At 72.2% G+C, this 20432-nt stretch carries 18 protein-coding genes and 1 riboswitch; of the genes, 13 read left to right on the top strand and 5 right to left on the bottom strand.

The window, feature by feature from the left end; all coding sequences use genetic code 11:
- Window positions 1-13: 13 nt before the first annotated feature.
- From AC1HIL_RS21895 to AC1HIL_RS21875, 5 genes are all read right to left on the bottom strand, one after another.
- A complete protein-coding gene (locus tag AC1HIL_RS21895) occupies window positions 14-1156 on the bottom strand; it encodes an FAD-dependent monooxygenase (RefSeq protein ID WP_479670000.1) in 1143 nt (380 codons plus the stop codon).
- 170 nt (window positions 1157-1326) lie between these two features.
- Window positions 1327-2148, bottom strand: a complete 822-nt coding sequence (locus AC1HIL_RS21890) for a sulfite exporter TauE/SafE family protein (protein WP_057594573.1) — start codon at window positions 2146-2148, stop codon at window positions 1327-1329.
- Window positions 2149-2710: 562 nt separating this feature from the next.
- Window positions 2711-3055, bottom strand: coding sequence for a cell division protein ZapA (locus AC1HIL_RS21885; RefSeq protein ID WP_479669999.1), 345 nt, complete (start codon window positions 3053-3055; stop codon window positions 2711-2713).
- On the bottom strand, window positions 3052-3276 hold the full coding sequence (locus AC1HIL_RS21880; RefSeq protein ID WP_057594567.1) for a hypothetical protein: 225 nt from the start codon (window positions 3274-3276) through the stop codon (window positions 3052-3054). The genes AC1HIL_RS21885 and AC1HIL_RS21880 overlap by 4 nt, the downstream gene beginning before the upstream one ends.
- A 91-nt stretch (window positions 3277-3367) precedes the next feature.
- Window positions 3368-5089, bottom strand: coding sequence for a ClcB-like voltage-gated chloride channel protein (locus AC1HIL_RS21875; protein WP_479669998.1), 1722 nt, complete (start codon window positions 5087-5089; stop codon window positions 3368-3370).
- A gap of 105 nt (window positions 5090-5194) precedes the next feature.
- Window positions 5195-5442, top strand: a riboswitch (cobalamin riboswitch).
- Between the two features lie 96 nt (window positions 5443-5538).
- Here AC1HIL_RS21875 and AC1HIL_RS21870 point away from each other — a divergent pair.
- The 13 genes from AC1HIL_RS21870 to AC1HIL_RS21810 all read left to right on the top strand — a co-directional run bounded on the left by AC1HIL_RS21870 (window position 5539) and on the right by AC1HIL_RS21810 (window position 20419).
- Window positions 5539-7497, top strand: a complete 1959-nt coding sequence (locus AC1HIL_RS21870; protein WP_057594569.1) for a TonB-dependent receptor domain-containing protein — start codon at window positions 5539-5541, stop codon at window positions 7495-7497.
- Window positions 7482-8879, top strand: a complete 1398-nt coding sequence (locus AC1HIL_RS21865; protein WP_479669997.1) for a cobyrinate a,c-diamide synthase — start codon at window positions 7482-7484, stop codon at window positions 8877-8879. The genes AC1HIL_RS21870 and AC1HIL_RS21865 overlap by 16 nt, the downstream gene beginning before the upstream one ends.
- Window positions 8869-9447 (top strand): bifunctional adenosylcobinamide kinase/adenosylcobinamide-phosphate guanylyltransferase, encoded by a 579-nt coding sequence (gene cobU, locus AC1HIL_RS21860; protein WP_261210637.1) that lies wholly within the window; start codon window positions 8869-8871, stop codon window positions 9445-9447. Before AC1HIL_RS21865 ends, cobU begins: the two co-directional genes overlap by 11 nt.
- Window positions 9444-10331, top strand: coding sequence for an ABC transporter substrate-binding protein (locus AC1HIL_RS21855; protein ID WP_479669996.1), 888 nt, complete (start codon window positions 9444-9446; stop codon window positions 10329-10331). The genes cobU and AC1HIL_RS21855 overlap by 4 nt, the downstream gene beginning before the upstream one ends.
- The gene (locus AC1HIL_RS21850; protein WP_296742538.1) at window positions 10331-11341 is read left to right on the top strand and encodes a FecCD family ABC transporter permease; all 1011 of its coding nucleotides are present in this window, start codon (window positions 10331-10333) and stop codon (window positions 11339-11341) included. The genes AC1HIL_RS21855 and AC1HIL_RS21850 overlap by 1 nt, the downstream gene beginning before the upstream one ends.
- Window positions 11338-12120, top strand: a complete 783-nt coding sequence (locus AC1HIL_RS21845; RefSeq protein ID WP_422096803.1) for an ABC transporter ATP-binding protein — start codon at window positions 11338-11340, stop codon at window positions 12118-12120. The genes AC1HIL_RS21850 and AC1HIL_RS21845 overlap by 4 nt, the downstream gene beginning before the upstream one ends.
- A gap of 163 nt (window positions 12121-12283) precedes the next feature.
- Window positions 12284-12853 carry a cob(I)yrinic acid a,c-diamide adenosyltransferase gene (gene cobO / locus AC1HIL_RS21840; protein WP_261210640.1) on the top strand — a complete coding sequence of 190 codons (570 nt, stop codon included), beginning with the start codon at window positions 12284-12286 and terminating at the stop codon, window positions 12851-12853.
- A 5-nt stretch (window positions 12854-12858) separates the two neighbouring features.
- A complete protein-coding gene (bluB, locus tag AC1HIL_RS21835; RefSeq protein WP_479669995.1) occupies window positions 12859-13551 on the top strand; it encodes a 5,6-dimethylbenzimidazole synthase in 693 nt (230 codons plus the stop codon).
- A complete protein-coding gene (locus AC1HIL_RS21830) occupies window positions 13551-14024 on the top strand; it encodes a MotA/TolQ/ExbB proton channel family protein (RefSeq protein WP_261210642.1) in 474 nt (157 codons plus the stop codon). Before bluB ends, AC1HIL_RS21830 begins: the two co-directional genes overlap by 1 nt.
- Entirely contained in the window at window positions 14021-14374 is a 354-nt protein-coding gene (locus AC1HIL_RS21825; RefSeq protein WP_479669994.1) for a DUF2149 domain-containing protein, read from the top strand. Before AC1HIL_RS21830 ends, AC1HIL_RS21825 begins: the two co-directional genes overlap by 4 nt.
- Window positions 14371-18405, top strand: coding sequence for a cobaltochelatase subunit CobN (gene cobN, locus AC1HIL_RS21820; RefSeq protein WP_479669993.1), 4035 nt, complete (start codon window positions 14371-14373; stop codon window positions 18403-18405). Before AC1HIL_RS21825 ends, cobN begins: the two co-directional genes overlap by 4 nt.
- Window positions 18406-18422: 17 nt before the next feature.
- A complete protein-coding gene (cbiB, locus tag AC1HIL_RS21815; protein ID WP_479669992.1) occupies window positions 18423-19397 on the top strand; it encodes an adenosylcobinamide-phosphate synthase CbiB in 975 nt (324 codons plus the stop codon).
- Window positions 19394-20419: an aminotransferase class I/II-fold pyridoxal phosphate-dependent enzyme gene (locus tag AC1HIL_RS21810; protein WP_479669991.1), complete on the top strand. Its 1026-nt coding sequence runs from the start codon at window positions 19394-19396 to the stop codon at window positions 20417-20419. Before cbiB ends, AC1HIL_RS21810 begins: the two co-directional genes overlap by 4 nt.
- Window positions 20420-20432 lie beyond the last annotated feature (13 nt).

Here is a 20432-nt window from a genome sequence, read left to right as displayed (position 1 = left end):
GTTCTCGCTCCCTTCAGGCCACGGCCGCTTCGGCCAGCGGCGTGTTCCAGGCGTCGTAGGCATAGACCCAGTCGGAGTCCTGCGGATCGCGCAGCCAGGTGTTGGTGCGCGAGGTCAGCTGCACGCGCGAGGTGCGCGGCTTGCGCGTGGCCTCGAAGCGCTGGAAGGCCTCGGCCACGCCGTCGCGGTCCGTGCCCTGGAGGCAGCGCGAGAGCACCGCCGCATCCTCGATCGCCATCGCCGCGCCCTGCGCCATGTAGGGCGTCATCGGGTGGCAGGCATCGCCGAGCAGCGTGATGTTGCCCTCGCTCCAGCGCGGCAGCGGGTCGCGGTCGACCAGCGCCCACTTGTGGACCTCGGGGCAGGACTGCAGCACGTGACGCACCTGCGGATGGAAGTCGGCGAAGGCCTCGCGCAGCGCGTGGATGTCGCCCTTGGTGGACCACGACTCGAGCCTGAAGCCGGGCTCGGGCTGGCTGGTCACGAAGTAGACCTCGCTGCGGTCGGGCTTGACGTAGTAGATGACGATGTGGCGGTCCTTGCCCCACCACTTGGTGCACTGGTCGATCTCCTGGCCGCCGAGCAGCGCCGCGGAGAAGGTGGTGCGATAGGCGATGCGGCCCGTGAAGTTGGGCTCGGACCTGCCGAACAGCTGGTCCTTGACCAGCGAGTGCACGCCGTCGGCCGCCACCACCGCGTCGGCATGCACGGTGGCGCCGCTGGCGAAGCGCAGCTCGACGCCGCCGTCGCCCTGCGAGAAGCCCGCGAGCTTGTGGCCGCGGCGAATGAATTCGTCGGGCACCGCGCTGTGCAGTGCGGCATGCAGGTCGCCGCGGTGCGCGAGCAGGTAGGGCGCGCCGAACTTCCGCTCGGCGGTCTCGCCGAAGATCATGTCGAAGCGCACCTCGCCGGTGTAGGCGTCCTTGTTGTTCCAGGAGCGCGGGTAGAAGGCCTCGGCGCGCATGCGCGCCTCGAGGCCCAGGCCGCGCAGCACCTGCATCGCGTTGCAGCCGATCTGGATGCCCGCGCCCAGGCGGGTGAATTTCTCGGCCTGTTCGTAGACCATGACGTCGATGCCGACGCGGCGCAGCGCCGCGGCCGTGGCCAGGCCGCCCATGCCGGCGCCGATGATGGCAACCGAAAGTCTCTTGCTCATGTCCGTTCCTCGTGTGGTTTGCGTGAACGGAATGGTCCTGTTTTCAGCCGCCGCGAACCATCGAGATTTGCTGGCGCTGGTTGAGAAAAACTGCGGCGCGCGCCTGCGCGACGCGCCGGCCGGGCGCGTCGTGGCGTCGAGAAAAGGAGGGGCGGAAGAGGGCCGCGCGCTCAGCCGCGCAGGCCCTTCCAGAGCATGTAGGCCGCCAGCAGGTAGAGGATGCTCGCGAACACGCGCTTGAGCTTCTTCACCGGCAGGTTGTGCGCGGCCTTGGCGCCCAGCGGCGCGGTCAGCACGCTGCACACGGCGATCACCGCGAGCGCGGGCAGCCAGATGTAGCCGAACGAGCCTTCGGGCAGGCCTTGCACCGACTGGCCGCTGATCACGTAGCCGGCCACGTTGGCCACCGCGATCGGGAAGCCCAGCGCGGCGCTGGTGGCGACCGCGTTGTGGATCGAGATGTTGCACCAGGTCATGAAGGGCACGCTGATGAAGCCGCCGCCCGCGCCGACCAGGCCCGAGACCAGGCCGATGGCACCGCCCGCGCCGAGCTGGCCCGCGGTGCCCGGCATCTGGCGCGTGGGCTTGGGCTTGCGGTCGAGGAACATCTGCGTGGCCGAGAAGCCCACGAACAGCGCGAACACGATCGCCAGCGCCGTGCCCTTGATCAGCGCGAAGATGCCGAGGCTGCCCACGAGGCTGCCGATCACGATGCCGGGCGCGAGGCGCTTGACGATGTCCCAGCGCACCGCGCCGCGCTTGTGGTGCGCGCGCACGCTCGACACCGAGGTGAAGATGATGGTGGCCATCGAGGTCGCGATCGCCATCTTCACCGCGAGGTCGGCCGGCACGCCGCGGTGGCCCATGATGATCGTGATGAACGGCACCATCACCATGCCGCCGCCGATGCCGAGCAGGCCCGCGAGAAAACCGGTGCCGAGGCCGAGGACGGCGAGTTCGGCGATCAGGAGGGGGTCGAGCAGGCTGGTCACGTTCACGCCACGGACTTTCGGGTAAGGCAAGGGCGCCGTGCAGCGATGGCAACGGGCCTCGGGTCGAGGGAAAAAGGGAGGGGGATGGGCCGCAATGCTATCTGAAACGTAGCTGCGGCCCGGCGCGCACGGTCGCGCGCGAGCCAGGATCGGATGTATCGATGCAAATACAGCGTGGGTTCTTGGGGCGATCCCGCCATGCCGGGGATCGCCGATGTTCGATGCGCACTCAGCGCAACGAAGAGGAATAGGTGTCTGCGAATGGGCGCCAGACTCGCATCCTGAACCGGGGTTCAGGTGGGCGAGGGCAGCAAGACTTCGGGTTCATCTGACGCGAGATGATCACACCCGTCGAGCGATATACCAAGCCCGGCTCCGTAGAGCATTGGAACAAGGACATATAAAGCCCAACGCGCACCGCAGACAGGAACGATTTTACGCCTTCGCGCCCGGGCGCTTTCCGGTTTTTTGAGGGGAGTCCCTGCGGCGTGGGCAGGTTTGCATCGAAGTTCTTGCAGTGCGCGCCGATCTCTGCAAGCGAGAGAAAGAAAGCGCGTAACGCTTAAAGCAGATGTCCGTCGCCGGCCAGTGCCTGATCGAGCTTGTGGATCAGTTGCGCGGCCTTCGGATCGACCGCGCCGTCGTCGGCGGGGGCCGCGGCCGGAGTCGGGGCCGGCTCGGCGGGCGGCGCGGCCTTCGCCGTGCTCTCCTGCGCCGCGAGATCGAAGGCCAGGTTCAGCGAGGCCAGCACCGCGATGCGGTCGCGCGCCTTGACCTTGCCCGCGTCGCGGATCTTGCACATGGCCGCGTCCACGCGTTCGACTGCGTCGCGCAGCTGCGCTTCGCCGCCATCGGGACAGCCGAGCAGGTAGCTCTGGCCCATGATCTGAACTTCGATCTGCTTCATGCGGGGGAATCTTCGGAGGGAGGTACGGCCGGCAACTGCTCGAGCAGCGCGTCGAGCCGCGTGCGCGCCGCCGCGAGCCGCGACTTGAGCGCATCGCGCTCGCGCGTCAGCGCATCGACCTGTTCCTGCAGCAGCGCATTCGTGCGCTGCACCTCTTCGTGACGCAAGAGCAGGCGTTCCACGCGCTCGGCGATCTGGTCGATGGGGCTGGAGGCGGGCATGGTGCGCGATTGTAGTTTCCCGTGAAAGCGGCGGTCCTCCGGGGCACCCGCCGCGCCTGGCACGGCATTCTGCGGCCTGCGCGCCGCGCCATCAAACTTCGCTGAGCCGCACGTAGGTGGCGAGCAACGCGCTCTTGGCGGCCACCCCCAGCAGCACCGGGTTGGCCGGGCTCTCGATCACCGGCAGCCGTTCGCCCAGGTGCTCGAGGAAGCGCTGCAGCGCCTCGCCCAGGCTGGTGTCGGCGGTGATCGGCGCGATGGCCTGCGACAGCAGGTCCGCCGCGCGCACCTCGGCCGCGGCCGTGCCGAGCGCCGAGAGGGGCACCACGCCGAGGTAGCGCTGGTTCGCATCGACCACGTAGAGGTACTTCACCGGGTGCTGCAGGAACAGCCGGCTCATCGCCTCGCGATCGGCCTCGGGGCCGACCACCGTCTGCGCCGGCTGCACCAGGTCGCGGATGTGCAGCGAGCGCAGCCGCAGCTGCTCGTCCTGCTGCTCGCGCCGGCGCAGCGTGATCTCGTACATCGAGCCGGCGTTGGCCGAGCGCGCGACGAAATAGGCGATCACGCCGGCCAGCATCAGCGGCAGCATCACCTGGTAGTTGAGCGTCATCTCGAAGATCATGAGGATCGCCATCAGCGGCGCCTGCGTGGCCCCCGCGAGAAAGGCGCCCATGCCGACCACCGCATAGGCGTAGGGGGCCGACACCGCATGCGGCCACAGCGCCTGCGCGGCATGGCCGAACAGCGCGCCCACCATGCAGCCGAAGAACAGCGCCGGCGTGAACACGCCGCCCACCGCGCCCGAGCCGGCCGTGGCCAGCGTGGCGACCAGCTTGGCCGCGAGCACCATGGCGATCAGGGTCCAGGTCCAGGGCGTGTGCAGCACCGCGTTGACCACGCTGTAGCCATTGCCCCAGACCTCGGGCCAGGGCACCGACACCAGCCCCATCGCGAGCCCGCCGAGCGCGAGCCGCCACGGCAGCGCGAACGGCAGCCGCGCGAACAGCGCCCGGCTGCCCTGCAGCGCGCGCAGGAAGCCCGCGGCCGCGAAGCCCAGCAGCACGCCGAGCAGCGCGAACAGCGGGATCTCCGCGCCATGCAGCTCGGGGAACACCGGCATCTGGTAGGGCGGCTGGTAGCCGGGCAGGGCGCGCATCACGATGTTGGCGACCACCGCCGCGATCAGGATCGGGCCCACGCTCTCCATCACGATCGAGCCCAGCACGATCTCGGCGACGAAGAAGGCGCCCGCGATCGGCGCGTTGTACGCGGCCGTGAGGCCGGCCGCCGCGCCGCAGGCCACGAGCAGGCGCAGCCGCTCGACCGGGAAGCGGAACACCCGGCCCAGCAGCGAGGCGGCCAGCGCGGCGAGCTGCACCATCGAGCCCTCGCGGCCGATCGAGCCGCCGGTGCCGATGCTCACGAGCGAGGAGGCGCTGCGCACCAGCGTCTGCGCCACCGGGATGCGGCCGTCGCCGAGCACGATCGCCTCCATGTAGTTGGAGGTGGCACTGCGCACCGCCACGCGCTTCGCGAGCACGAGCAGGCCGCCGGCCACGAGGCCGCCCACGGCGGGGAAGGCGATGCGCGCCCACCACGGCAGCGCGCGCGCCATCGCGACCAGGCTGTCGCCGGGGCCGAGCACGACGTGCTCGAAGCCGCGCAGCGCGGCGCGGAAGCCCTCGGTCGCGAGCGTGCCGAGCAGGCCGGCGACGATGGACCACAGCAGCATCGATTGCCAGCCCGATACGCCGAACAGGCGCTGCAGGGCGGAGCGCAGGCGCAGCAATGGCGAGGAACGCAGGGTCATGCGGGGTGGTGGTGATGGCATCCCATAGCCCGTCGATGTTAGTGCGCGGGACGCGGCGAGCGTCGGGCGCACGCAACTTTCGACTTAAGGCGCGCGGCGCAACGCCTAGAATCTCGCCCGTTGGTGCCTGCGGCGTGGTTCACGCGCCGCGGTTCAACGGGAAGCAGGAGTGAAGGGACCGGCCGCGCGCCGGCACCGAAGCCGCCTGCGCTGCCCCCGCAACGGTCAAGCAGACGGCGCCGCAAGGCGCCACCCTCTCCACACGAGCCACTGGGCGCCCTGAAACAGGCGCCTGGGAAGGCGGCGAGGGCCGGTCTGCCAGCCCGGATACCGGCCAACAAGGCGGTTCGCGCATGCTCTTCGCTTCGTCGATGCAGGCACGGACCAATGGCGCCCCGGGCGCCGGCGGGGAGGCCGGCAAGGGGCATAGACGTTCGTTCGCTCACTCCATGATTTCCTGCGTTTCCTTCTCGCGCCGTTCGCGCGCTCGCATTCCCGCGTCCCGCATCGGCATGCGCCTGGCCGGCCTGCCGCTGGCCCTGGTGCCGGCCTTCGGCGGCCTGCTGCTGGCCCAGTTGCCGCTGGCGGCCTCGGCCCAGACTCCGGCCGGCGCGCTCGGCGAGACCGTGGTCACGGCCAACCGCACCGCGCAGCCGCTGTCGGACCTGGTGGCCGATGTCTCGGTGATCGACCGCGAGACCATCGAGCGCAGCGGTTCCACCGGCGTGGCCGACGTGCTCGCGCGCCAGGCCGGCATCCAGATCGTGCGCAACGGCGGCGTCGGCAACTCGACCAGCGTCTACATCCGCGGCGCCGAGACGCGCTTCACCGCCGTCTACATCGACGGCGTGCGCGTGGACTCGCAGGCCACCGGCGGCGCGGCCTGGGAGAGCATCCCGCTGGCGCAGATCGACCGCATCGAGGTCTTGCGCGGCCCGGCCGCCGCGGTCTACGGCTCCGACGCCATCGGCGGCGTGATCCAGCTGTTCACCAAGCGCGGCGAGGAGGGGGTGTCGCCCTCGATCGGCGTGGGTGTCGGCAGCCACGGCCTGTTCCGCACCGAGGCGGCGATCAGCGGCAAGGCCAACGCCTTCGACTATTCGTTCGGCGTGGCGCACGAGGAAAGCCGCGGCTTCAACATCCAGCCGCTCGAGAAGCGCACGCTGCCCAAGGACGGCTTCACCAGCCCCGACCGCGACGGCTACAACACCACCTCGGGCAACGTGCGCCTGGGCTGGCAGATCGCGCCCGGCCAGCGGCTCGAGGCCACCGCGCTGTCGAGCGATACCAAGGCGCACTACGACGCCGCCAAGTCCGGCAGCAAGCCGCCGGCCTACTACCTCGACGACCAGAGCCGCAACCGGCTGCGCACCGCCGGCCTGACCTGGTCGGCGCAATGGAACGAGGTCTACAGCACCCGGCTGCAGGTGACCGATTCGCAGTCGGTCTACAGCACCATGCCCTCGTACTACCGCACCGAGACCCGGCTGCGCGGCTACCTGTTCCAGAACGAACTGCGCTTCGGTCCGCACCTGGTGACGGCCGCGCTCGAACGCCGCGAGGACCGGCTCGAGAACGCCCCCACCAGCAGCACCGACAAGGGCCTGGCGCGCAAGCGCTCGCAGGACGCGGTCTCGCTCGGCTACGGCTTCGTGCAGGGCCCGCACTCGTTGCAGCTCAACGTGCGCCACGACGACGACAGCGAGTTCGGCGGCAAGACCACCGGCAGCGCCGCCTACGGCTTCGCGATCACGCCGAAGCTGCGCGTGACCGCCTCGGCCGGCACCGCCTTCCGCGCGCCCACGCTCTACCAGCGCTTCAGCGAATACGGCAAACCCGACCTGCAGCCCGAGTCGAGCCGCAACGTCGAGCTCGGCCTCAAGTACACCGACGGCCCGACCAACGCCGGCATCGTGGTCTACCGCAACAACGTGCGCAACCTGATCGTGTTCGACTCGACCGCCAGGGGCTGCGCCTCGTCCTTCGGCTGCTACGGCAGCACCGCGCGGGCGCGCTACGAGGGCGTGACGCTGTCGGCCGGCCACCGCATCGGCGACGTGACGCTGCGCGCCTCGCTCGACTTCCAGGATCCGCGCGACCTCGCGACCGACAAGCTGCTGGCCCGCCGCGCCAAGCGCTACGGCACCCTGGGTGCCGACTGGCGCCTCGGCGGCTGGACGCTGGGCGCCGAGGTGCAGGCCTCGAGCCAGCGCTACGACGACGCGGCCAACACGCGCAAGCTCGGCGGCTACACGCTGCTGAACCTCGTGGCCAGCACGAAGATCGTGCGCGACGTCGACCTGGTCGCGCGCATCGACAATGTGGGCGACAAGGACTACATGCTCGCGCGCGGCTACGTCACCGGTGGCCGCAACGCGTACGTCGGATTGAAGTGGACGCCCCAGTAAGCCAGCACCTGCCCGATCGCGCGGCGCGCTGCGCCGCCGTGCTCGTGGCCGCGCCCGCTTCGGGTCAGGGCAAGACCACCGTGGCCGCAGCGCTCGCGCGGCTGCATGCGCGCCAGGGCCGGCGCGTGCGCGCCTTCAAGTGCGGGCCCGACTTCCTCGACCCGCACTGGCTGCGGCTCGCCACCGGCGCGCCCGTGCATTCGCTCGACCTGTGGATGACCGGCGAGGCCGACTGCCGCGCGCGGCTGCATGCGGCCGCGGCCGAGTCCGACCTCGTGATCGTCGAGGGCGTGATGGGCCTGTTCGACGGCACGCCGAGCGCGGCCGACCTGGCGCAGCGCTTCGGCCTGCCGGTGCTGGCCGTGATCGACGCCCAAGCGATGGCCGGCACCTTCGGCGCGCTGGCGCATGGGCTGCAGAGCTTCAGGCCCGGCATGCCCTGGGCCGGCGTGCTGGCCAATCGCGTGGCCGGCGAGCGCCATGCCGACATGCTGCGCGGCGCCTTGCGCGAGCCCGCGGACTGGCTCGGCGCCTTGCCGCGCGACGCGGGCTTCTCGCTGCCCGAACGCCACCTGGGCCTGGTGGCGGCGCACGAGCTGGGCGACGCGGCCGAGCGGCTCGACCGCGTGGCCGATGCGCTGGCCGGCACGCCGCTGGGGTCGCTGCAACTGCCGCAGGTGCGCTTCGAGCCACCTTCCACCGGTGAGGTCGCCCCGATCGCGCCGCTGCTCGCGGGCCGCACCATCGCCATCGCGCGCGACGCGGCCTTCTCGTTCATCTACCCGGCCAACCTCGACACGCTGGGTGCGCTCGGCGCCAGGCTGGTCTTCTTCTCGCCGCTGGCCGGCGATGCGCTGCCCGACTGCGATGCGCTGTGGCTGCCCGGCGGTTATCCCGAGCTGCATGCCGCCACGCTCGCGCGGCGTTCGGACCTGCGCGCCGCGCTCGCCGCCCATGCGGCCGCGGGCCGGCCGATCTGGGCCGAATGCGGGGGGATGATGGCGCTGTTCGACGAGATCGCGGTGCCCGGGGATGGCAACGAAGCCGCGGTGCATGCGCTCTGGGGCCTGCTGCCCGGGCGCGTCACGCTGCAGAAGCGGCTCGCCGGCCTCGGCCCGCAGGCGCTCGCGCTGGGCGCGCACACGCTGCGCGGCCATACCTTCCACTACTCGCGCTGCGAGACACCGCTCGTGCCGGCCGCCCATTCGCGCCGCCCGCAAGGCACGGCCGGTGGCGAGGCGCTCTACGTGCACGGCTGCGTGCGCGCGAGCTACTTCCACGCCTGGTTCGCCTCCAGTCCCGAAGCCACCGCGCGGCTGTTCGACGCCGCGCCGCTCGAAACCGGGGCACCGGCTGCCCAGGAGCATCGCGTTGACGCCTGAACACGAATTCATCCTCGGCGGCCAGAAGAGCGGCAAGTCGCGTCGCGCCGAGCAGCGCGCGGCCGACTGGCTGGCGGCCGCGCCGAAGCAGCGCCGCGCGGTACTGATCGCCACCGCGCAGGCCTACGACGACGAGATGCGCGAGCGCATCGTGCGCCACCAGGCCGACCGCGCCGAGCGCGTGCCCAGCCTGCGCACCATCGAGGAACCGGTCGAGCTGGCGCGCGCCATCGTGACCCAGAGCACGCCCGAGTCGCTGGTGCTGGTCGACTGCCTCACGATGTGGCTCACGAACCTGCTGATGCCGCTGCGCGCCGAGGGCGCGCGGCCGGTCTCGCGCACGCCCGCCGCGCACGTCAACCTGCTGCTGGGCGCGCTGCGCGATGCGCGCGGTCCCGTGGTGCTGGTGGGCAACGAGATCGGCCTGGGCGTGATCCCGCTGGGCCGCGAGACGCGCGCCTTCGTCGATGCGTTGGGGCGGCTCAACCAGGACGTGGCGGCGGCCTGCCAACGCGTCACGCTGATGACGGCCGGATTGCCGCTGACGCTGAAGGAGCCGGGCCGATGAAGAAGTTTCTCGCCGCCGCGCTGGCGGCACTCGCGCTGGGCCTCGGCCTGTGGTCGCCGCCCGCGAGCGCGCTCGAGGTGGTCGACGAGCGCGGCGTGAGCGTGGAGCTGCCGCAGCCGCCGCAGCGCATCGTGACCCTGCTGCCCTCGCTGACCGAATCGGTCTGCGCGCTCGGCGCCTGCGCGCGGCTGGTCGGCGTCGATCGCTATTCGAATTCGCCCGCATCGGTGCGCACGCTGCCGCAACTCGGTGGCGGCATCGATCCCAACGTCGAGGCCGTGGTGGCGCTCAGGCCCGACGTGGTGCTGCTCGCCAAGTCCTCGCGCGTGACCGAGCGGCTCGAGGCGCTGGGCCTCAAGGTGCTGGTGCTCGAGCCGAAGAACCATGCCGACGTGCGTCGCGTGCTCGGCAAGCTCGACCAGGTGCTCGGCACCCACGAGGCGCCGGCGGTCTGGCGCGCCATCGATGCCGCGGTGTCGGCCGCGGCGCAGTCGCTGCCGGCCGCCGCGCGCGGCGTGCGCGTGTACTTCGAGGTCAACAGCGGCCCGTACGCGGCCGGCGAGTCCTCCTTCATCGGCGAGACGCTGACGCGGCTGGGTGCCAGGAACATCGTGCCGGCGGCGCTCGGCCCCTTTCCCAAGCTCAACCCCGAATACGTGGTGCGCGCCAATCCCGACCTGATCATGGTCAGCGTGCGCAGCGCGCAGGGCCTCGAGCAGCGCCCGGGCTGGAGCACCATGCGCGCGGTGCGCGAAGGGCGCATCTGCCGCTTCACGGCCGAGCAGTCCGACGTGCTGGTGCGCCCCGGTCCGCGCATGGACGAGGCGGCACGGCTGATGGCGCAGTGCCTGGGCGACAAGGCAAGCAAGGGAGGCGCGCGCTGATGCCCGCGGGCCACCTGCGCCGCGTGGTGCTGTTCGGCCTCGCGCTGCTGGTGCTCGGCGCCGCCTTGCTGCTGCTCGGCCTGGGCATCGGCAGCACCGGCTTCGAGAGCTTCCTGTCGGCGCGCCACGATCCCGTGGCGCTGCAGATCGTCTGGGACATCCGGCTGCCGCGCACCCTCGGCGCCTGGCTCGCGGGCGCGCTGCTCGGGCTGGCCGGCGCGGTGGCGCAGGGGCTGTTCCGCAATCCGCTGGCCGATCCCTTCCTGCTCGGCAGCGCCTCGGGCGCCTCGCTGGGCGTGGCGCTGGCGCTGCTGTTCTTCGGCGGCTCGGCCGCCAGCGCGCAGTGGGTGGTGCGGCTGGGCCTGACGGGCGCGGCCTTCCTCGGCTCGATGGCGGCCGTGATGCTCACGCTGCTGCTCGCGCGTGGCGTGCAGCAGACGCTGCGGCTCTTGCTCGCGGGCGTGATCGTCGGCGTGGTGCTCGGTGCGATGAAGGACCTGATCACCATCGCCTCGGCCGACATCCTGCAGGCGATCCAGGGCTTCACGCTCGGCAACACCGGCCTGGTCGGCTGGAGCGCCTGCGCCGTGATGGCGCTGGCCTGCGCGCTGTGCCTGTTGCTGGCCTGGGCGCTGGCGCCGGTGCTCGACGGCCTGGCGCTCGGCGAGGCCACCGCGCGCAGCCTGGGCCTGCCGCTGGGCGCGATGCGCGCCGCGCTGGTGGTGGTGCTGGCGCTGGCCACCGGCGCCGCGGTGGCGCAGACCGGCCTGATCGCCTTCGTCGGCCTGGCCGCGCCGCACCTGGTGCGCTCGGTGGTCAAGACCACGCATGCGCGGCTGATCGTGCTGTCGGCCGCGATGGGTGGGCTGCTGCTGATGGCGGCCGACCTGCTGGCGCGCTGGCTGATCGCGCCGCAGGAGCTGCCCGTGGGCGTGCTCACCGCGGTGCTGGGCGGCAGCTACCTGCTGTGGCTGATGCACCGGCGCACCGCGAGGGGCACGGCCTCATGACGGCCGCCACCGCCCAGGCGCTCGAGGTGCGCGGCGTGAGCGCGGCGCTCGGCGGCACCGAGGTGCTGCACGGCATCGATCTCGCGATCGGCGCCGCGCGCTGGACCAGCATCGTCGGCCCCAACGGCGCCGGCAAGTCGACCCTGCTCAAGGTGCTGGCCGGCCTGCTCGCGCACCGCGGCGAGCTGCGCCTGTTCGGCGAGCCCGCGGCGAAGCTGCCGGCGCGCCAGCGCGCGCGCCGCCTCTCGTGGCTGGGCCAGGGCGTGGCGGGCGAGGGCGCGGCCGACGACCTGCTGGTCTACGACGTCGCGATGCTCGGTCGCCTGCCGCACCAGCGCTGGCTGGCCGCGCCCGACGCCGCCGACCGCGCCGCCGTGGAACGCGCGCTGCGCGCCACCCAGGCCTGGGACTGGCGCGAGCGGCCGCTGGGCCAGCTCTCGGGCGGCGAGCGCCAGCGCGTGCTGCTGGCGCGCGCGCTCGCGGTCGAGGCTGAACTGCTGCTGATGGACGAGCCGCTCGCCAACCTCGACCCGCCGCACCAGGCCGACTGGATGCAGACCGTGCGCGCGCTGGTCGCCGCGGGCCATACCGTGGTCAGCGTGCTGCACGAACTGCCCATGGCCCTGGCCGCCGACGAACTCGTGGTGATGGACCGCGGCCGCGTGGTGCACCACGGCGGCAGCAGCGATCCCGCGACGCATGCGGCGCTCGAGCAGGTGTTCGATCACCGCATCCGCGTGCACCGCGTGGCGGAACAATGGATTGCGTTGCCGCGATGAATGCGGGATCGGACAGCCGTACGCGAAGGACGCGAAGGTTTCGCAAAGGGCGCGAAAGAATGCAAAGAAAAATTTTGGATGTCTTCTTTGGCGTCCTTCGCGAAACCTTCGCGTCCTCTGCGTCCGGCTGCCCGCATTCGACAGCCTTGAAAGAGACCACCCCATGCAGATAGAAACCCCACCCAGCGAGAAGCCCTACGAAAAGCCCGAAGGCGAACGCCGCGGCATCGTCATCGTCAACACCGGCGACGGCAAGGGCAAGAGCACCGCGGCCTTCGGCTTGGCGCTGCGCGCGCATGGCCGCGGCAAGGCCGTGAAGATCTACCAGTTCATGAAGGTGCCGAGCGCGCGCTTCGGCGAGCACCGCATGTTCGAGCAGATCGGCATCCCGATCGAGGGCCTGGGCGACGGCTTCAGCTGGAAGAGCCAGGACCTCGAGCGCTCGGGGCAGCTCGCGCGCGACGGCTGGGAAAAGGCCAAGGCCGCGATCCTCTCGGGCGAGTATTTCCTCGTGGTGCTCGACGAGATCACCTACCCGCTGATCTACGGCTGGCTGCCGCTCGAGGGCGTGCTCGAGACCCTGCGCGCGCGGCCCAAGCAGGTGCACGTGGCGCTCACGGGCCGCCGCTGCCCGCCCGAGATCATCGAACTCGCCGACACCGTGACCGAGATGACGCTGGTCAAGCATGCGTTCAAGGCCGGCATCCCGGCGCAGCGCGGCATCGAGGATTGAGCCGGATGAGCCAGGCGTTCGCGGCCGAGGAGGCGAGGGCGGTCTACCGCGCCATCCACGAGCGGCGCGACATGCGGCATTTCGCGGGCGGCGAGGTCGCGCCCGCGCTGCTGCGCCGGCTGCTCGAGGCGGCCCACCATGCGCCCAGCGTCGGCTTCATGCAGCCCTGGCGCTTCATCCGCATCCGCGACGCGGCCCTGCGCACGCGACTGCATGCGGCAGTCGAGCGCGAACGCGTGCTGACGGCGCGCGCGCTCGGCGAGCGCGAGGATGCCTTCATGCGGCTCAAGGTCGAGGGCCTGCTCGACGCGGCCGAGCTGCTCGCGGTGACGCTGGCCGACGGCCGCGAGCACCATGTGTTCGGCCGCCGCACCCTGCCGCAGATGGACCTGGCCTCGGCCGCGTGCGCGATCCAGAACCTCTGGCTGGCCGCGCGCGCCGAGGGGCTGGGCATGGGCTGGGTCTCGCTGTTCGATCCGGCCGAGGTGGCGGCGCTGCTGGGCCTGCCGCCCGGCGCCGAACCGATCGCGCTGCTGTGCCTCGGGCCGGTGCACGGCTTCTACGAGGAGCCGATGCTGCAGCGCGAGCGCTGGGCGCGGCGCGCGCCACTGTCGTCGCTGGTGTTCGACGAGGCCTGGGGCCGGCCCTCGGACCTGTTCGATCCCGATCCTTCTTCGCCTGACCTGGAGTCCGCCTGATGCTGGCCTTCGATACCGTGCTGTTCGAGCTCGCGCGCCTGTTCCTGTGGCCGGTGACGCTGGGCGTGCTGCTGTCCTTCGTCTATGCCGTGTGGTGCCTCGGTGCCTTCGGCGTCGAATACCTGCAGCGCCGGCGCGACCCTGCGCGCGCGCTGGTGCTGGCGCGGCATGCGCAGGCCAGCCAGGAGCAGATGGAGCTGGCCGTGCTCAAGGAACTCGAGGGCGTGCGGCTGTGCAGCCGCGTGGCGCCGATGCTGGGCCTGATCGCCACCATGATCCCGATGGGCCCCGCGCTGGTGGCCGTGGCCTCGGGCGAATCGCAGGGCGTGGCGCAGAGCCTCGCGCCGGCCTTCGCGAGCGTGATCGTCGCGCTGGCCTCGGCCTCGATCGCCTTCGTGGTCTACACCGTGCGCCGGCGCTGGCTGATGCGCGAGCTGGTGATGCTGCTCGACGCGCGGGACCGGCTCTCATGAGCAAACGGCAGTTCTCGATCCTCAGCAGCCTGGACGGCGACGACGACGATCCGGTGCTCTCGACCATCAACCTGATCGACGTCTTCATGGTCGTGATCGGCATGCTGATGATCGCGGTCATCAACAACCCGATGAACCCCTTCGCGCAGGACAAGGTCACGGTGATCCGCAACGAGGGCCAGCCGAACATGGAGATCGTCACGCGCGAGGGCCGCAAGATCACGCGCTTCAAGGCCAGCGGCACGACCGGCGAGGGCGACGGCGAGCGCGCGGGCACGGCCTGGCGCCTCAAGGACGGGACCATGGTCTACGTGCCGGCCGACGCGGTGCCGGTGCAGGGCGGCAAGTGAGCCTGACGCGGCGCTGGGTCGCGCTGTGGCTGCTGGCGTGGCTGGCGGCGCTGCCGGCCTGGGCGCAGCAGTCGTCCACCGGGCCGGTGGTCGTGCTCGCGACCTCGCTGGTATCGCCCGCACGCGTGGCGCGGCTGCAGGCCGCGGCGCAGCAGGCCGGACTGCCGCTGCAGGTGCTGTCGGCCACGCGGGATTCGCCCGAAGCCCTGTCGGCCGCGCTCGAGGGCGCGCGGCTGCTGGTGATCGACGCGCCGCACCAGAGCGTGGCGCAGACCGCGGCGGCGCGCTTCGGCGACGCGATCGCGCGCAGCGCGGCGCCCTATGTGCTGGTCGGCGAGTTCGCGCTGGTGGCCCGGGGCCAGGTCACGGCCGCGCCGCCGCTCGCGGCCGAGCGTGGCGTCGACGCGGCCTGGGCGCAGCGGCTGCGTGCCTACTGGCGCTTCGCGGGTAGCGCGAACCTCTCGGCGTCGATGCAGGCGCTCGCCAGGGTCGGCGTGTCCGATGGTCTGCCCGAACCCGTGGCGACGCCGCTCGCGGGCTTCTATCACCCGGGGTGGCCGCGCATCGAAACAAGCATCGAGGCGGTCGAACAGTTGCCCGGCACGAACGGCACGGTCGCGATCGCGGTCAATGCCGCCACCGTGACCGGCGAGGACACGGCTTGGCTCGACACGCTGATCGCCGCGCTCGCGCAGCGCGGCCTGCGCGCCTATGCCTTCTACGGCCCGCGCCAGCAGAAGGACCTCTACACGCGCATGACCCAGGCCGAGGGCGGCCGCCGCGTGGCCGACCTGATCGTGAATGCCGCGCTGGTCTTCACGCCCAACGAACGCAAGGCCGAGCTCGAGCGCATCGGCGTGCCGGTGCTGCAGACCCTGCCGTCGCTTGCGATGGATGCGGCGCAATGGGCGCAAAGCAAGGACGGCCTCGCGCAGTCCGACATCGCGGCCTACTACAGCCCGAGCGAACTGGCCGGCATGACCGACCCGATGCTCGTGAGCGCGCGCGATGCCGCGAGCGGCAGCCTGCAGTCGCTGCCCGCGCAGATCGATGCAGTCGCCGACAAGGCCGCGGCGCTGCTGCGGCTGCAGCGCACGAGCGCGGACCAGCGCCGGGTCGCGATGCTGGTCTACAACTACCCGCCGGGCGAGGCCAACTTCGGCGCCTCTTTCCTCAACGTGCCGCGCAGCGTGAGCCGCATGATCGCGGCCATGCAGTCGGCCGGCTACCGCACCGAGGCGCCCGCGCCCGAGACGCTGATCGCGCAGGTGCAGGCCACGCTCAAGGCGTCCTACCCGGCGCCGGGAACCGACGAATTGCAGCCGCTGCTCGCGCAGGGTCTGGCCGACACGCTGCCGCTCGCGCGCTACCTCGCATGGTTCCGCGCGCTGCCCGTCGAGACGCAGCAGCGCATCGAGGCCTACTGGGGCGCGCCCGAAAGCTCGACCCAGCTGCGCACGGTGGACGGCGCGCCGGCCTTCGTGATTCCGCGCGTGCGCTTCGGCAACGTGGTGGTGCTGCGCCAGCCGCCGCGCTTCGAACCCGGCACGAGGGTGATGGACAAGGCGCAGCAGGTCTACCATCGCTCGGCGGTGCCGCTGGGCCATGCCTACCTCGCCACCTATCTCTGGCTGCGCACGCAGTTCGGCGCCTCGGCCGTGGTGCACGTGGGCACGCACGGCACGGCCGAATGGTCGGCCGGCAAGGAGCGCGGGCTGTCGGTGCAGGACGATCCGCTGCTGGTGCTCGGCGACCTGCCCAACGTCTATCCCTATGTGATGGACAACCTCGGCGAGGCCACCACCGCCAAGCGCCGCGGCCGAGCGACCATGGTCAGCCATTCCACGCCGATGTTCTCGCCGGCCGGCCTGCGCCCGGGCCTCGCGCGGATGCACGAGCGCATGCACGACTGGGAGACGCTCGCGCCCGGCCCGGTCAAGGCCGCGCTCGAACGGCAACTGCTGGCCGACTTCGTGGCTCGGCACTACGACCGCGACCTGGCCTGGACGCAAGCGCGCATCCGCGGCGACTTCGCGGGCTTCGTGGCGGTGCTGCATCCCTACCTCGACGAACTCGCGCAGACCGCGCAGCCGCTGGGCCTCGCGACCTTCGGCGAGGCGCCCGATGCCCGGCGCCGGCGCGCCACGCTGCTGCAGATCGTCGGCAAGCCGCTGGCGACCGCGCTCGGCGAGGACCTCGACGAGACCTTCCTGCGCGAGCCGGCCGACATGGCCGATTCGCCGCTGGGGCGCTGGGTGGCGCGGGTGCTCGACGATTCGGCCTTCGACGGCGCGACCACCGTGCCCGCGCAAGCCGAGACCTTGCGCGCGCTGGCCATGCGCGTGCGCCAGCTCGACGCGACGCTCGCGCACAACGAGGAGATCGAGGGCCTGCTGACGGCCCTCGACGGCCGCTACCTGCGCGCGAGCTATGGCGGCGATCCGGTACGCAATCCCGACAGCCTGCCCACTGGCCGCAACCTCTACGGCTTCGATCCCAGCCGCGTGCCCACGCGCGCGGCCTGGGACACCGGCGTGGCCGCCATGGACGCCTGGATCGCGGCCTATGCGCAGTCCCACGGCGGCAAGGCGCCCGAGAAGATCGCGTTCACGCTCTGGGCCGGCGAGGCCTCGCGCCACCAGGGCGTGCTCGAGAGCCAGGCCTTCCACGCGATGGGCGTGCGGCCGCGCTGGGACGATGCGGGGCGCATGAACGGCATCGAGGTGCTGCCCGCCGCGGCCTTGAAGCGGCCGCGCATCGACGTGCTGGTCAGCGTGACGGGCTCGTACCGCGACCAGTTCCCGCACGTGATGCGCTGGCTCGACGAGGCGGTGCGGCAGGTGGCGGCGCTGCGCGAGCCCGCGGGCGCCAATGCGGTCGCGCGCCACAGCGAGGCGCTGGCGCGGCGGCTGCGGGCCGGGGGTGCGTCGGAGGCGGAGGCCGCGCGCTGGTCGACCGCGCGCGTGTTCTCGAACGAGCAGGGCAGCTACGGCGCCGGTCTCGAGGAGGCCGCGCTCGCGAGCGAGCTCTGGCGCTCGCAGCGCCGCGGCGGCGGCGACGCGCAGATGGCGGGCCTGTTCATCGACCGCATGGGCCATGCCTATGGCCAGGGCCTCGAAGGCGCCGCGCGGCCCGGCGCCTTCGCGGGCAATCTCGCACAGGTCGACGCGGCGCTGATGGCGCGCAGCTCCAACCTCTATGGCGTGCTCACCAACGACGACCCGTTCCAGTACCTCGGCGGCATCGCGCAGGCGGTGCGCCATCTCACGGGCAAGGATCCGGCGCTCTATGTGCAGAACCTGCGCGACACCGGCGCGGTGCGCACCGACACCGCCGCCGGCGCGATCGCGCGCGAGATGCAGACGCGCTACCTGCATCCGCAATGGATCGCTGCGCAGCAGGCCGAGGGCTACAGCGGCGCGCTGCAGGTGCTGAAGACCGCGCAGTTCCTCTGGGGCTGGCAGGTGACCGCGCCGGCCACGGTGCGGCCCGACCAGTGGCAGTCGCTGCACGACACCTATGTGCGCGACCGCGAGCGGCTCGGCACCCGCGCCTGGCTCGAGGGCACGAACCGCGCGGCCTTCGCGCAGACGCTGGAGCGCATGCTCGATGCGGTGCGCCTGAACTACTGGTCGCCCGATGCCGCGACGCGGCGCGAGGTCGCGCGGGCCTATGCGCAGGCGGCGCAGGCCAGCGGGTTGCGCGAGCGCAACGTGGCGGTGGAGCGCTTCGCGCGCGCGGCGATGGCCGCGCCGCCGAAGCCGGTGGTGGTGCCGGTGGAAGTGCGGGGCGCCACGGCCCCGGCCACGCAGGCCGAGTCGCCGGCACCCACTGAAAGCAAACAAGGCGACGAGGCCGCGACCCAACCCGTGCGCGGCCTGCGGCTCGAACCGCAGCCCGAGACCGTGCCCGCGCCGCGCAGCGACTCGGTGGTGCGCACGCTCTGGACGCTGTTCGGCATGGCGGCGCTGCTCGCGCTCGGCGCGCTGACCCAGTGGCAGCGGCACCGCCGGCCGCGGCCGGCCCTCTGATTCGGGACAATCGCGCCATGCCGGCCATCGATTTCACCGCTCCCGTGCTGGCCATGCTGGCCGCGCTGTGGATCGCGCTCGCGGTCGACCTCTGGCTCGGCGAACCGCCCGCGCGCTGGCATCCGGTGGTGTGGATCGGGCGCTACCTGGGCTGGGCCGGCGCGCGCATCGCGCCGCCGTTCGGCGCGGCTTCCGGCAAGGCCGGGCGCGCCTTCGTGCTCGGCACCATCGCCTGGTGCGCGGGCGCGCTGGCCGTGCTCGCGATCGCCGTGGCGCTGCAGGCCGCGATGCAGAACGCGCTGCCGGCCTGGGCCTTCGCGCTGCTGCTGGGCCTGCTGCTCAAGCCGCTGTTCGCCTGGCGCATGCTGCGCGACGAGGTGCTCGCGGTCGAGGCCGCGCTCGGCGAATCGCTGGAAGCGGGCCGGGCGCGGCTCGCGCGCCTCGTGAGCCGCGATGTCTCGCAGCTCGGCGAGCGTGAGGTGCGCGAGAGCGCGATCGAATCGCTGGCCGAGAACCTCAACGACTCGCTGGTGGCGCCGCTGTTCTGGTTCCTGCTGTTGGGCCTGCCGGGCGCGGCGCTCTACCGCTTCGCCAACACGGCCGATGCGATGTGGGGTTACCGCGGCGAGCGCGGCGGCCGCGACTGGACCTGGGCCGGCAAGTGGGCCGCGCGCGCCGACGACCTGCTGTCGTGGCTGCCCGCGCGGCTCACGGTGCTGCTGCTCGCGCTGGCGGCCGGGCGCTGGCCGCGCGGCCTCGCGCGCGAGGCGCGCCGCACGCCGTCGCCCAACAGCGGCTGGCCGATGGCCGCGATGGCGCTGCTGCTCGGCGTGCGGCTGGCCAAGCCCGCGGTCTATGCGCTCAACGCCGAGGGCCGGGCCGCGATGCCCGCCGACACCGCGCGTGCGGCCCGCTTCGGCCAGCGCGCCGTGCTGCTGCTGGCGCTGGCCGCCTGGCTGCCGGTCGTCCTGCTGTTCATGGGGGTGCGATGAGCGAGCTCGACTTCACCCCGAACCATGGCGGCCCCGACGCGCTCGGCGCACCCGCCCACGATTTCTCGACCAATGCCAATGCCTGCGGCCCGTGCCCCGAGGCGCTGGCGCGGGTGCGCGCGGCCGATGCGACGCGCTATCCCGATCCGGCCTACACGGCCTTGCGCGCGCGGCTCGCGGCGCTGCATGGCGTGGCGCCCTGGCGCATCGTGATCGCGGCCGGCGCGAGCGAGTTCATCCGTCGCATCACCGCCTGGGTGGCGCAGGAGGACCGCGGCGCGCACGGCGAGGTCGTGCTGCCGGCCACCTCCTATGGCGACTACGCGGCCGCCGCGCGCGCTTGGGGCCTGCAGGTGGTGCGCGCGCCGCAGGCGGTGCGGCGGCCGCGGCTCGCGTGGTGCTGCGATCCGTCGGCGCCGCAGGGGCAGGCGCAGCCCGGCCTGGCCGCGTCGATCGACGCGCTGCCCGAGGACGTGCCCTGCGTGCTCGACCGCGCCTACGAACCGTTGCGGCTCGATGGCGAACTCGCGCTGGCGCCCGCGCGGCTCGACCGGCTCTGGCAGATGTGGTCGCCCAACAAGGCGCTGGGCATGACGGGTGTGCGCGCGGCCTATGCGATCGCGCCGGCCGACGCGCAGGAGGCGGTGGGCGCATTGCTGCGCCTGGGTTCATCTTGGCCCGTGGGCGCGCACGGCGTGGCGATGCTGTCGACCTGGGCCGAACCCGCGGTGCAGGCCTGGGTGCGCGACAGCCTGGCCACGCTGCGCGAATGGAAGGCCGCGCAGCTCGCGTTGTGCGCGCGCATGGGCTGGCAGACCGCGCCGAGCGTGGCGAACTACCATCTCGCGCAACCGATGGCGACGGACTTCGCGGGCCTGCTGGCCGGCTTGCGCGCCGAGGGCATCAAGCTGCGCGACTGCGCTTCGTTCGGCCTGCCGGGCCAGGTGCGCATGGGCGTGCTGCCGCCCGCGAGCCAGGCCGCGCTGCACGCCGCATGGCAGCGCCTGGCGGGTGCAAACTAGCCGACAGGAACGA

The organism is Variovorax sp. ISS6, assembly GCF_056523145.1.
Note: the sequence above shows the minus strand (reverse complement) of the source record. Positions and strands in the feature narration are given on the sequence as shown.